The sequence below is a fragment of the Pseudomonas lactucae genome (genome assembly GCF_016937615.1).
Lineage (GTDB): Bacteria > Pseudomonadota > Gammaproteobacteria > Pseudomonadales > Pseudomonadaceae > Aquipseudomonas > Aquipseudomonas lactucae.
This window is the reverse complement of sequence record NZ_JAFHKI010000050.1, coordinates 25,863-38,793: the sequence shown is the minus strand read 5'-3', so window position 1 is coordinate 38,793 and position 12,931 is coordinate 25,863. Positions and strand designations below refer to the sequence as shown.

General features: G+C 59.1%; 10 protein-coding genes. 6 read left to right on the top strand and 4 right to left on the bottom strand.

The genetic code is table 11. From position 1 onward, the window contains the following. The first annotated feature begins 241 nt into the window (after positions 1-241). Complete coding sequence (locus JWR98_RS09795; RefSeq protein ID WP_225908652.1) at positions 242-1,081, top strand: hypothetical protein; 840 nt, start codon at positions 242-244, stop codon at positions 1,079-1,081. Between the two features lie 57 nt (positions 1,082-1,138). Here JWR98_RS09795 and JWR98_RS09790 read toward each other — a convergent pair whose 3' ends face one another. After that, positions 1,139-2,290, bottom strand: coding sequence for an MFS transporter (locus JWR98_RS09790; RefSeq protein WP_078732450.1), 1,152 nt, complete (start codon positions 2,288-2,290; stop codon positions 1,139-1,141). A 343-nt stretch (positions 2,291-2,633) separates the two neighbouring features. Here JWR98_RS09790 and JWR98_RS09785 point away from each other — a divergent pair, with 343 nt between their 5' ends. The 5 genes from JWR98_RS09785 to JWR98_RS09765 all read left to right on the top strand — a co-directional run bounded on the left by JWR98_RS09785 (position 2,634) and on the right by JWR98_RS09765 (position 9,729). After that, on the top strand, positions 2,634-3,620 hold the full coding sequence (locus JWR98_RS09785; RefSeq protein ID WP_205489869.1) for a diaminopimelate epimerase: 987 nt from the start codon (positions 2,634-2,636) through the stop codon (positions 3,618-3,620). A 305-nt stretch (positions 3,621-3,925) separates the two neighbouring features. Continuing rightward, on the top strand, positions 3,926-5,956 hold the full coding sequence (gene tssI, locus JWR98_RS09780; protein WP_205489868.1) for a type VI secretion system tip protein TssI/VgrG: 2,031 nt from the start codon (positions 3,926-3,928) through the stop codon (positions 5,954-5,956). Continuing rightward, positions 5,956-6,792: a DUF4123 domain-containing protein gene (locus JWR98_RS09775; RefSeq protein WP_205489867.1), complete on the top strand. Its 837-nt coding sequence runs from the start codon at positions 5,956-5,958 to the stop codon at positions 6,790-6,792. The genes tssI and JWR98_RS09775 overlap by 1 nt, the downstream gene beginning before the upstream one ends. Next, the gene (locus JWR98_RS09770) at positions 6,785-7,564 is read left to right on the top strand and encodes a hypothetical protein (RefSeq protein ID WP_078732454.1); all 780 of its coding nucleotides are present in this window, start codon (positions 6,785-6,787) and stop codon (positions 7,562-7,564) included. Before JWR98_RS09775 ends, JWR98_RS09770 begins: the two co-directional genes overlap by 8 nt. A gap of 14 nt (positions 7,565-7,578) precedes the next feature. Continuing rightward, complete coding sequence (locus tag JWR98_RS09765) at positions 7,579-9,729, top strand: lipase family protein (protein ID WP_078732455.1); 2,151 nt, start codon at positions 7,579-7,581, stop codon at positions 9,727-9,729. On the opposite strand, the gene codA is transcribed toward JWR98_RS09765, so the two are convergent. From codA to queD, 3 genes are all read right to left on the bottom strand, one after another. Beyond that, complete coding sequence (gene codA, locus JWR98_RS09760; RefSeq protein WP_078732456.1) at positions 9,730-10,974, bottom strand: cytosine deaminase; 1,245 nt, start codon at positions 10,972-10,974, stop codon at positions 9,730-9,732. Between the two features lie 46 nt (positions 10,975-11,020). Further along, on the bottom strand, positions 11,021-12,307 hold the full coding sequence (codB, locus tag JWR98_RS09755; protein WP_205489865.1) for a cytosine permease: 1,287 nt from the start codon (positions 12,305-12,307) through the stop codon (positions 11,021-11,023). 216 nt (positions 12,308-12,523) lie between these two features. Further along, complete coding sequence (gene queD / locus JWR98_RS09750; protein ID WP_003173033.1) at positions 12,524-12,880, bottom strand: 6-carboxytetrahydropterin synthase QueD; 357 nt, start codon at positions 12,878-12,880, stop codon at positions 12,524-12,526. Positions 12,881-12,931: the final 51 nt, after the last annotated feature.

The following is a 12,931-nucleotide window of genomic DNA, read 5'->3' as shown; positions in this document are numbered from 1 at the left end:
GCCTGTAATTCGTGCGTCCCCTGCCAAGGCTTGCGCAGGCTCTGTGGGGCGACAGGGCAAGCGGGTTACAAACGCTCAAGGTTTTCCGGAGGGGACCCGGTGTCTGAGTCGCTCATTGCCGGAACCATTATTTTTAGAGCACCACATAACCGAAGCCTGACCCGTGTTGACGTTTAAAGCGGTTTTGAAGGTCGGACAGTTGGGGCACAGGCTGCGGTATCTAAAATGGGTGAGATAAAAAATGAGTAATGGGATCGCTGATTCAATGTTCAGGCTGCCTCCTTTAGGTCATCGGTATTCAACCGGTGAAGGGCAACCTGTGGCCCCGCCGACGCAGGGGTGTTCTCAACCGCAGGGGGCTCAGGCCAACCTACAGGCTTACGACCACAGGAGCACGGACGGTAATCCCTATGCCGGCTTCGATGATCGTCTGCTGGCGACCGAACTGAAGAACAACTTTTCACTGCTGGGAAAATTTCAGAAAGACGGGCGCCTGCACGGCAGTGCGCTGCGGCAGATCGCCAACGAGCCTCTACACGACGGCACTGTTTCCGAGTCCACCATCAAGTTGGTCCAGGAGATAATCAACCGCCCGCGACTGAACGAGGCGATGCTTGTAAAAGGCGGTTATATCACCCCGGACAGCCTGTCCAAGGCCGCCGATTTGCTGCCCGGCAATACCAGCCCCTTTACGTATAACCTGAATCCGTTCTATGTGGAGACCGACGCACAGGTGGTCGAGGCGTTCAAGGACATGTTGGATAACGTTCTATTTGCCAACAAGCATCGGTACGTAACAACAGACATGCTGATCGAAATGAGCAAGGACCCTGACGAAAAGAACGAGGCAGGTCAAGTTGTACTGGATGCGGCCAATAATGGATTTCCCAAGAAAAAATACAGCATGCAGCAGGTCTACCTAGCCAGGAGCCTCATCGAGCGCCCAGGCTTACTGGCCTCGCTCGAGAGTAACAAGGCTAACGGTACGCGTATTTTTGGCAGTCACAACCATGACGGCTGCTTGAAGAGCAGCAGCATCGAGCGCTGGTTGGAGAACGACAAGAAGGAAAAAGGCAATTGAGGTACCTGGGTGCACGCCGATTTATTGAACGATTCAAGCGCCTGCGCCGCGCCTTGCTCAGACCCGCAATATTTTGCCGCTGACCGCCACCGCCGCCAGCATCCCTGCAATCAGCAAGAACGCCGTGGCCAGACTGCTGCCATGCGCGATGAACCCGATGACCGCAGGCCCGGCCAGTATCCCGGCATACCCCAGGGTGGTGATGGCCGGTACGGCAATGTGTTCAGGCATGACATTCTGCTTGCCGACGGCGGTGTAGAGCACCGGCACAATGTTGGAACAGCCCGCGCCCACCAGGGCATAGCCCAGCAGCGCCATCTCCCAAGCGGGTGACAGGGTGGCAAGGAACAGGCCGGTCGCGGCCAGAGAGCCACCTCCCATAATCACCCACGTGGGGCCCAATCGACGCACGATGGCGTCACCGGTGAGGCGCCCGGCCGTCATGGTCAAGGCGAACGCGGCATAACCGAGGCCCGCGTAGGCCTCATCCAGGCCACGTTCGGCGCTGAGGAACACGGCGCTCCAGTCAAGCACGGCGCCCTCGGCCAAAAACACGACAAAACACAGGCAACCGATAAACAGCACTACGCCATGGGGCACCGCAAACGCCGGCCCGGAGCTTTCGCTACCATAAGGCAGCAGATGCGGCCCGGCCTTGAGCAGCGCCGCAAGGGTCACGACCACCACCACCAGCGTTGCCTGCAACGGCGACAAACCCAGGCCCAGCAGCCCTGAGACACCCGCCGCACCGACGATGCCTCCCAGACTGAACAGTCCATGAAACCCCGACATCATGGTTTTGCCACTGGCCCTTTCGACAATCACGGCCTGCAAATTGACCGTGGAGTCCACCGTGCCCAGGCCGGCGCCGAACAGGAACAGCGCGGCGATCAGCAGCGGTACCGAACTGACCGTGGCCAGCATCGGCAAGGCCAGGCAGATCATGAGCGTGCCGGCTGTGAGCACGCGACGGCAGCCAAAGCGCGACGCCAATAGACCGGCCATGGGCATGGCGATGATCGAACCCACCCCCAGGCACAACAGCAGCAGACCCAATGTGCCTTCATTCAGTTGCGCGCGCGCTTTGGCGTACGGCACCAACGGTGCCCAGGCCGCGATACCGAAGCCTGCAATGAAAAACGCGATTCGGGTCGACATTTGCTCCAGGCGCCCTGGCACCACGGGGGCTGAGGTGGGAATGGCAGTCATGAAAAATCCTTGTTTTTTGCGTTCAACGAACGATGTCCGGCGCGACATCCTTGCACATCAGGCCATAGGGCGCGAGGGAGGTTCCACGGGAGACGCCGCCTTGAATTTTATTTTTACACAGCTGGAACGCTACGGAGGCCGACGACCACATACACACTGTCGGGTGTGTAGGAGGCGTTCTGGAAGGTGCGTAATCCCGGTGGGAAATGCTGAACCCCAGGGTTCCCGCTGTGGATTACCACCTTCCAGACCGCCTCTTGGTGGCGTGCAACGCTTGGTTCCCACACAATCGGGTCGCCTGTTTCTATTTTGATCGTCAGCGATGGCTGAGATGGATACTCCTATGACCCTGTTCTACGACGCACGCGGCAATATCTATGCGGTGGTCAACCCGGCGGCCTTAAGGCGCCAGGGCATCGGCGTGCCTGACAGCGCAGCGTCGGCGGCGCGTACGCGCAAGGCCTGGGCCGCATCGGCCATTGCCGCCGAATGCGAGTGGGGGGAGACCCCGCACCCGGCCGAGGGCAAGGCCCATCGTTGCGATGGCTTGCTGGTCGGCCCGTTCCAGGCCCTGCCGCCGTTCGACCTGCTGATCGTCAATACCGACGGCTCCCTGGCCGAGCGCAGTGGCAATGGCTTGACCATCTTTGCCCAGGCGCTCACCGACCAGGGCTTGATGACCGACGGCTGTGAACTGCGCGTGCATCATGACCAGCCCGATGGGGCGTCACCGGTGGCGACATGGGTTGAGCCGGCGGTCTTTGAGCACGTCGCGGGATTCTGGCTGGCCTTGGGGTTACCCGTCTTCGGACCGTCGGCCGTGGGGGCGAGGGATGTGGATCAGGTGTTGCTGGGCGCTACTGAACTCAGCCACGTCAGCGCGCTGGCGGCGATAGACCCGCACTGGGCACACAGCCAGTTTGTGCGTGTGGGCAATCCCCATTGCGTCACCCTGGTTGAACAGGCGTCGGCCCTGCCGGACAACTCACAGATGCAACGGCCCGCCCTGTTCGAAGCGCTGCAGGCGATAGCCTTCGCACCGCCTGCGGGCAGCGGCCAACCCTGTGTTGCCGGGATCAATTTGCAGTGGGCCGCCCGACAACCCGACAACCGGGTGGTCGCCCGGGTCTTCGAACGGGGCGAAGGCCCCACGGCGTCTTCCGGAACCAGCGCCAGTGCCGTGGCCTGTGCTGCATGGCGGGCGGGCTGGGTCGAGGCCGGCGAAGTGGCGGTGGTGATGCCGGGTGGCATTGCGCCAGTGCGCTTGCAGGTTCAGGACGATACGTTGCTGAGCGTCAGCCTGTTCGGGACCGCGCGACCTCAGGCATAAGTTTTTGAACGGCTGATAGCCTGTACGGGTGTCAGCTGTTTCTCTATTGGTTAGTTAATTAACTCAAGTCGTTGTAGGGCATTTCTTATATGTAAGAAGTGGCTCATTGGTGTGTTTTTTTATTTTGCAAAAGATACTTCCATTTTCGCTGTGCGAAACTTCTTTTTTATTTTTAAGCGGCCGTTTTTTTTCTGAAATCGCTAAGCTTCAGAGCGTTCAGGCGCTTTTTCTCGAAAGCTTATTCGCTGTTTTGCGGGAGGAAGTCTTTCAGTCCGATACTGGTTAATTAGGGCGGGTAACAACGGATGGTTAACGCGTTTGTTTCGTCACGTTTCAAATTGATTCTTCCATATATAGATACCGACTTTCAGGTCGTAGCGTTCAAAGGTCGCGAGGTCCTCGATCAACCTTTTTTCATCCAGGTGCAGGTGATCAGTGAAAACCCGTTTCTGGACCTGGAGGCGATGCTCCAGCAACCGGCCTACCTGGATCTGGGCGAAGCGAACGAAGGGCTGCACGGGCAGGTGTACACAATCGGCCGGGATGACCCCGGACGACGACTTACCCGCTATCACCTGACGCTCGCGCCGCGCCTTGCGTGCCTTGCCCATCGGCGTGACCAACGAATTTTCCAGCAGCGCAGCGTTCCGCAGATCATCGCGTCGGTCCTCGAGTCTCACGGCATCCTGGCTGACGCCTATTCCTTTGAGCTGGGCCCGGTGGTCTATCCGCCACGCACGTTCTGCGCGCAGTACGCGGAAACCGACCTGCATTTCATCCAGCGGCTGTGTGAAGAGGAGGGCATTCACTACCACTTTCGCCACAGCGAAGACGCGCATGTGCTGGTGTTCGGTGATGACCAGACGGTGTTTCGCCGCTTGCCCGCACAGCGTTATTGCGCTGCCGGAGGGCCCGAGGCCCAAATGCGGGTAATCCAGCGTTTCGATGTGCGCCTGGCCACCCGCAGTCGGCGAACGGTGCGGCGTGATCACGATTTCGAGCATCCTTCCCTGTGCCTGCAGGACGCGGCGGGTGCGGATTGCAGACATCCCCTTGAAGACTACAGCTATCCGGCCGGCTTTACCGGGCATGCCCACGGTTCGCGCCTGGCGCGTCGGGCGCTGGAGCGTCATCACAGTGACCGTCAGCGCGCCTTGGGCAGGAGTGATCAGCCGGCGCTGCGCAGCGGGCATTTCCTGGAGCTGCATGATCATCCAGATCCATCCTGCAATGACCTGTGGTTGATCACTTCGGTACGTCACGAAGGCTATCAGCCGCAGGTGCTGGAAGAGCTGGCCGGTAGGGTGATGGGAGAGATCGATAGCTTCCACGGCTATCGCAACCGCTTCACTGCAACCCCCTGGCGCGCGACGTATCGGCCGCCTCACAAACATCCCAAACCGGGTATCAACGGCAGCCAGACCGCCACGGTAACCGGGCCTGCCGGTGAGGAGGTGCACTGCGATGCATATGGCCGGGTGAAAGTGCGCTTTCATTGGGACCGCCTGGACACGTCCGATGACAAAAGCAGTTGCTGGGTACGGGTGGCGTCCGGTTGGGCCGGTGACGGGTTTGGCGCAACGATGATCCCGCGCGTGGGCATGGAAGTGCTGGTGACCTTTCTCGAAGGCGACCCCGACCAGCCGCTGATTAACGGCTGCCTGCCAAATGCGTTGCACATGCCTTCCTATCCATTGCCTCAGCACAAGACCCGAAGTGTTCTGCGCAGCCGCAGCACCCTGGGCGGTGGCGGCTCCAACGAGGTGTACCTGGAAGACCGACGCGGCGAGGAGCTTATCTACCTTCGGGCACAGCGGGACCTGGAACAACAGGTGGGCCATGACAGCCGCCTGGAGGTGATGGGAGAACGGCGGGAAATTATTCGCGGGTTAAGCACGGTTCACCTGGAAAACCAGGAGCATCACCAGGTCACCGGGGATCGCAAGGTGGTTCTGAAGGCTGACGATTATCTGCATGTGCAGGGCGACAGCCGGACCTATGTGGGACAGACCCTGTTGATCGAGGCTGGACAGCAGGTTCATCTGAAGGCCGGCGCCAGCCTGGTGATCGATGCGGGTGCACAGCTGAGTCTCAAGGCGGGTGGGGAGCATCTGGTCATCCAGGCGGGCGGTATTTTCAGCAGTCGCCCTATCACGCTCGGTGGCTCGCCGTGCGCGACCCCGTCGACGCGTACCCAGGGGGTGGCCGAGGAGCCGAAAGTCGCCGCCGTACAAGGTGCCATCATGAACCTGGCCAGGCAACTGGGCGCGGACTTCTGCCCTGTGTGTGAACGCTGCCGCGAAGGCCTGTGCGATATCCGTGAGAGGGCTGCCTGATGGAAAATCCTCCAAACCAGTGGATGTTCCAACAGATGCAGGCAGGACGCAGGCTCTGCCTGATGCTTGAGGGCGATAACGCAGCACGCCAGCCTATGCTGGCCGTCCGCGACGTGGCAGCGTATTTCAGCCTCTACGCCCAAACCCCGCTGGCGGAAATCGCTACCACAGGCCCGGTGATTCTGCTGCTGGAGCAGATGGGCGAGGCTGCGCTGCTCGACCTTTTAGAACAGCCAGAAACGAATTGGGGCTGGTTGGGCAGCATACCCACCACGGACCTGTCGAGCTTGAATCAGCACTGGCGCGAGCGGCTGCTGGTCGGGCCGGCAGGTCAGCAGTCGCTGTACCGTTTTCACGACAATCGCACATTCGCACGCGCATTGGATTATCTACCATTGCAGGATCGGGCGGTCTTGCTCGGTCCATTGATCAGCGTTTGCTACTGGCACGAAGACCGCTGGCACAGCGCCGATAATCCCGCCCCTGGCGAGTACCCTGTGCCCGATCCCGCCCCTTGGCTGAAAGCTCCAAACCCCAACGCCCGCGCCATCCTGCACGCCAATATCCTGCGTTATCTGCTGGCTGAACACAGTGAAAACCTGGTCGCGCTGGTCGAATTCCAAGACCCCAAAGTGTGGCTGATCCAAGTGCTGGAACAGGCTCGCGCCTGGCAATGGAACCGGCCCGAGCAGTTGGAGTTTTTGGTCGTGCGACGATTGGAAGAGGCTACTGGCACCAGCGTGATTCGCTGGCAGCCGAAGGAGTGGGAAACACCCGAGGAACACTTTGACCGGGTGGTATGGCAGTGGCGTTCGCTGGAGAAGAAGGATGAATAGGCAAGTTTTGGGTGTGCTGATTGTGCTGGGTACGGCGGGGCTTTTTGGGTGCGTGGGTCGGCCGGTTGAGAGCTTTACGTTGGAGGTGGATTTACCGGCGAATTTTAAACTTAAAACGGCCGCCAATTACCGGCCCGCAACGGGGGAAACCTGCACCTTGCCGCGTCGTCGAGGCAAGAGGCCGGAACGCAAAGTGTTCTTTACCGATTACACACCAGTGGCTCATCGGCTGAGTTATCAACTGCCGCTGACTGAAACTGTGAATGGATGCCCGTTGGTATTGCGCGGGGTGGAGTTTGATGTTTATGCGAAGTGGGGGAGTCGTGACGCGGATATTGGCGGGGACATTGGCGGCATCTCAATTTTAGATCGCACCAATACCCATTCCTCAGAGATGCCAGACCAGGGAGTTCAGCAGTTGCTGGGGCAGTGTCAATGGTTATTCCGGACGATAGGACGAAAGCAGGCAATCATAAAAATTCTTAAATGCAATTCTCTAGACGCTGCAGGCCAATTGCAAAGAGCATCGGCAGGTGGCGTCGCACGACGAGATCAGCTAGCGGGGAAAACCCTCAGGATGGCGCTGAGATTAAGTGGTGAGGAGGCGCCTGCTATCGACGATAACTGGGTAGCCGTTCCGGGTGGTTGGAAGCGTTGCAAGGGGAAAAACTTCGAAGACCCATACGCTTACTGCAACGGGAATCTCACCGACTTTAAGCCTATAAAAATGCCGGATGGTCGCATCTGTGAGGTTTATCCATCCTGCAAGTAAAAAGGAGAAAGCTCATGAAGCTGGACGCACGGAAGCAAAATTTTTTCAGCGATAAAAAACCTGCCTGCTCACTGCGAGGGCATTGGATTAGCTTTTGTTTGGTTGATGAGTTCGGAACGGGCTCTTCATATGGTGGTCTGCCGTATACCGTTTACGACAGTGCCGGACAACACTATAAAGGACGCTTGAACGGAGACGGCTTTGTCAAAATAACGGATATCTATTGTGGTCCGGTGGTTCTTATTTTTGACGATCTTTATTCCGGGGCAGAGCAACCCTATCAGCGGTTAATGACGCGCCCCACTTATAAACTTCCTATTACAGAACTTCAGTTTCGCGCGGAAGGAACTCGATTTGCTGCGGCGGATGGTCGGCGCGTTGAAAAGAATCCCGCTCAACAGCAAGCCAATCGGTTCTATCAGGTCGAAGTCCGTGATTTGGTCAGACATGTTGCACACTTACCTCCAATTGCGCCCCGGACTCATCAGCCCCAACGGCATGCCCTGAAAATGATGGACGACCTTGGTTTTGGCCCTCCCCAGTCAACGTTATCGGGCATCGTGCTGTTCCCCAACAACCACTCTGTTCTTGAAGTGCGGCCCCTGCGAGCTCTGCGGCCAATGCTGTCCACCGCTGATAACTTCTGTGCCTTGAACCTGTATCAGTTGGGGTTGTTTGCTGCGTTGAGTTATTGCGATTTCGGTCAGGAGCCGCCGGTCAAACCCGTGGATAAAGTTCATTTTCCGCTGGACCCGAGCGTTGGAAATCTCTTTGCCGAACAGCTTTCGGGGCACGACGAGGCCTGGCGGATTGATCCTGAACAAACTCAGCGTTTCTATCCGCTCTACGAAGAAATTCCTTACTCCAAACGTTTCGAAATTTTGCCCTTCGATCCCGAGCTGTATCCACAAAATCGTCCAGAGCTGGAGGAAGATCAGGAATATCCTTCGCGCCTGCACTTCTTTGATGACGAAAAAGACGGTACTGACACCCAGGCGTTCATCACCCATCACGATGACGTGATCCTGATCGCAGTACGTGGCACCGCCAGCCCAAGTGACGGGTTGCGTGATGCAAACGCCCATCAAACACCGTTTGCCGAAGGTGTCGGCAAGGCTCATGAAGGGTTCTATCAGGCTTACCGGGCGATGCGTGATTTCGTACTGCGATACCTCGGTCAGTTTTACAACGACCAACGAATAGTCATTTGCGGTCATAGCCTGGGCGGTGCCATTGCATTGTTATTGGCCGAAGGGTTGCGTCGTGTGTCGGATAGTGACTACAATATCCTCCTCTACACCTACGGCGCCCCCCGCGCCGCCGACTCCGAATTCACCGCCGGTGCATCCACCCTGGTCCACCACCGTATCGTCAACCACAACGACCCCGTTCCCAGTGTCCCGGCGCCCTGGATGAACACCACCGCCAAGCTCTGGGTCCCCGGCCTCGTTACGCTATTCAGCGCCCCCACAGCCGGTGGCCTGTTATTTGCCGCCGGCCTGGTGCGGTTCGGTGGTAACCCCTACCAACACCATGGCGAGCAACAGCATTTCATGCCGATCATGCTCCCGGATGGCACACAATCATCGGTGCTCTGGAAGCCCGGTTGTGAGTCCATCGAAGAGGCAGGCCGCAATCGAGCGTTGCAAGCTGACAGCGATATGCCCGAACGCGCCAGCTTGATCAGCCAGTTGGTGCAATACAAACAGCATTTCATGACGGCCAGCTACATCCCGGCCGCCTGGGCGACGCTGCGGCGTTGGCAACAAACCCTGGAAAACAACGGCCCGCTGGTGACCCAAAGAGAGTTTGAGTTAATCGACCATGCCCTCGAGACCATGCGCAGACAGCTTCAAGACAAGCGGCGAGAACTGACCCGACATCGACCGGCCAATGACCGTGCCTATGAACATCACGAGCCATTGAACGCCGAAATCGACCGTCTGCACGCCAGTCGTGAACGCTTGCAATCCCTGCGCTGGCGCCGCCTCGAAGCTCGCGATGTCTACGGCAGCCACGCCCAGGCCGCCCACTTGCAACCGAGTCTCAAGCGTTGGTTCAGTCACCGTGAAAACCGTGAACGGTCCCAGGTCGCCTGCGTACCTCCCGCCACGCAGAACGAAAGGGGCAAGCCGCAGCCGCTGGACATCGACTCGATCGTCTGATCAATGTGCCGACACAAACTCTACCTGTGCCGGCTGACGTTTCATCACAACCTTGCCGTTGCGAATCGAGTACAGCGCCAGGCCCTGGCTGCGAATCACCTCGTAGTCGCTGTCCGCCGAAAGGATCAACAGGTTGGCCGGGCGTCCGGGCTCGAGGCCGTAGCGATCACCCAGAGCCATGGCCTTGGCGCTGTTGTCGGTCACCAGGTCCAGTGCGCTTTGCAGGTTGCGATAGCCGAGCATATGGCAGATGTGCAGACCGGCCTCCAGCACTCGCAGGATGTTGCCGTTGCCCAACGGGTACCAAGGGTCGACGATGGAATCCTGGCCGAAGCACACGTTCATGCCAGCTTCGAGCAGTTCGTTGACGCGGGTCACGCCGCGTCGTTTCGGGAAGCTGTCGAAGCGGCCTTGCAGGTGGATACTTTCGGTCGGGCACGAGACGAAGCTGATACCGGAGTGCCCCAGCAGGCGGAACAGTTTGGCGCAGTAGGCGTTGTCGTAGGAGCCCATGGCCGTGGTGTGGCTGGCCGTTACGCGGGCACCCATGCCGCGGCTGCGGGCTTCTTCGGCCAACACTTCAAGGAAGCGCGAGTGTGGGTCATCGGTTTCGTCGCAATGCACATCGACCAGACAGCCGGTGCGTTCGGCCAGGTCCATCAGGAACTTCACCGAGCTCACGCCCTGATCGCGGGTGTATTCAAAGTGGGGGATGCCACCGATCACGTCGGCGCCCAGGCGAACGGCTTCTTCCATCAGTTCGCGGCCATTGCGGTACGACTCGATGCCTTCCTGGGGAAAGGCAACGATTTGCAGGTCGATCAGGTGCGTGCTTTCTTCGCGTACCTCCAGCATGGCTTTGAGCGCCGTAAGGTCCGGGTCGGTGACGTCTACGTGGGTCCGCACATGCTGGATGCCATGGGCCGCGAGGGCCTGGATGGTTTTTTTTGCGCGAGTCCTGGTGTCTTCCAGGGTGATGGTGGCCTTGCGTTCGCCCCAGCACTCGATGCCTTCGAACAGGGTGCCGCTCATGTTCCAGCGGGGCTCGCCGGCGGTGAGGGTGGCGTCGAGGTGGATATGCGGTTCGACGAAGGGCGGGATCACCAGATTGCCGGCTGCATCCAAATCACCGGTGGCTAAAACCGGCACCCCCGTTTGTGCGGTGATGCTGGCGATCCGGTCATATTCCAGGTGCAGATCATGCAGGCCTTCACGGTTGCGCAGGCGGGCGTTGATGATGTGCATGGGCAAGTTCCTCTTGGCTAAAACAATCAGGCAGACGGCGGCCAGATTACCATTCTCGTGAAACCACGCTTGTAGATTGGGTAGCCGGCGCACGCACGCGCAATACGGCGGTGAGCGCCATGTAGGTCAGCGATGCGGCCGCGATCCCCACCAACGGCGCAACCCACGGAGAATGGAACGCCAGCACGGTGCCCACGGCATACGCCGCCAGCCCTGGCCAGTTGAACGCCGGCAGGCGCGCTTCGGCCAGGCGTGGGTACTGGCCGCGATAACGGTAGAAGAAGTCTGCCATGATCACTCCGCCAATCGGTGGGATCACCGTGCCCAGCAGGATCAGGTAGGGCACCAGCATGTCGTACATGCCCAGCAGCGCGAGCAAGGTGCCGATCACTGCGCCGGCAAGCGTCACCGTCTTGCGCCGCCGGGTGCGCAACAGGTTGCAGCCGGCCACAGCGAAGTTATAGATGGTGTTGTCCTGGGTGCTCCAGATATTGAGCAGCAACATGGCCATCGCCGCCATGGCAAAGCCTTGCAGCAGCAACACTTCGACCACATCCGGTTGTTGATAGACGATGGCACCGTATGCCCCGATCAGCACCATCAGGCCATTGCCGATAAAAAAACCGATCAGGCTGGCCAGCACCGCCACCCTGGCCGAACGCGAAAACCGCGTCCAGTTGGTGGCCTGGGTCGCGCCGCTGACAAAGGTGCCGAACACCAGAGTGATGGCTGTGGACAAGTCCAGCTCACGGGTTGGCACGACCGCCAGCAGGCCGTCCCAACCACCAACTTTTAGCGTGGCGACCCACATCGACAGAATCAGTAACAAACCCATGGCCGGCACTGCGATGTAGGACAGAATCTCCAGCCCGCGATAGCCCACGTAGGCCGTGGCGCAAAACACCAGGCCGAACACCACCATCAATGCCAGCACGCTGCCAGGGCTTAATTCGAAATATTTACCCAGCACCACGGCGGCAGTGGCGGTGCCCCAGGCATACCAGCCGATCTGGGTGAAACCGAGGATCAGGTCACTGAGCTTGCTGCCCACTTCGCCAAAGCAGAAGCGTCCCATCAGGACAGAATTCAAGCCGCTCTTGAAGGCGATGTAACCCAGGCCCGCGGCATAAATGCCCAACAGCAGGTTTCCCAAGGCCACCACGCCGAGCATCTCGGTAAAACTGAACGCTACCCCCAGCTTGCCGCCGGCAAACATGGTCGCGGTAAAGAACGTGAAGCCCAGCAGCACCATGGCGGTAGACGCCAGGCCTTTGCGCGCGTGCAGGGGAACTTCGCTTAAGGGGTAATCGTTGCCCGGTTCTTGCTGCGCCATGGTCTTGCTCCCTGAATGAGTGACGCAAGCCCGTTGCACCGCGCGTGCCAACGCAGCAGCCGTGGGTATTTATTGCCAGACAGGGGAAAACGCAGGCGGGAGTGCTCGCGATGCCGGCCGGGCACGAAAGCAGTGCAGTGGTGATACAAAATGGATCAGTCGAACAGTGTCTGTTTGACCTGTGGCAAGGGAGCCCTCACCACAGTCGACGCCGGTTTACTCACCGCGATAGATGCAACCGCTGGTGCAGGTCTCATGGATACGAATCGCGCTGAGTTCCGGTAGCAGGGGTTTGAGTTCATTCCAGATCCACTTGGCCAGCACTTCGCTGGTAGGGTTTTCCAGGCCTGGGATGTCGTTGAGGTAGTTGTGATCGAGGCGTTCATAGAGCGGCTTGAAAATCGCCTTGATCTCCGAGAAGTCGCGAATCCAGCCGGTATGAGGGTCCAGGTCGCCGCTGAGGTGGATCGCCACCTTGAACGAATGCCCATGCAGGCGCCCGCATTTGTGGCCGTCCGGTACGTGCGGCAGGCGATGGGCGGATTCGAATGTAAATTCCTTGAAGATTTCCACAGTATTTTCAGCTCGGTCAGTATCTGGCAGGCGGCGAGTTTAACAGCTTGG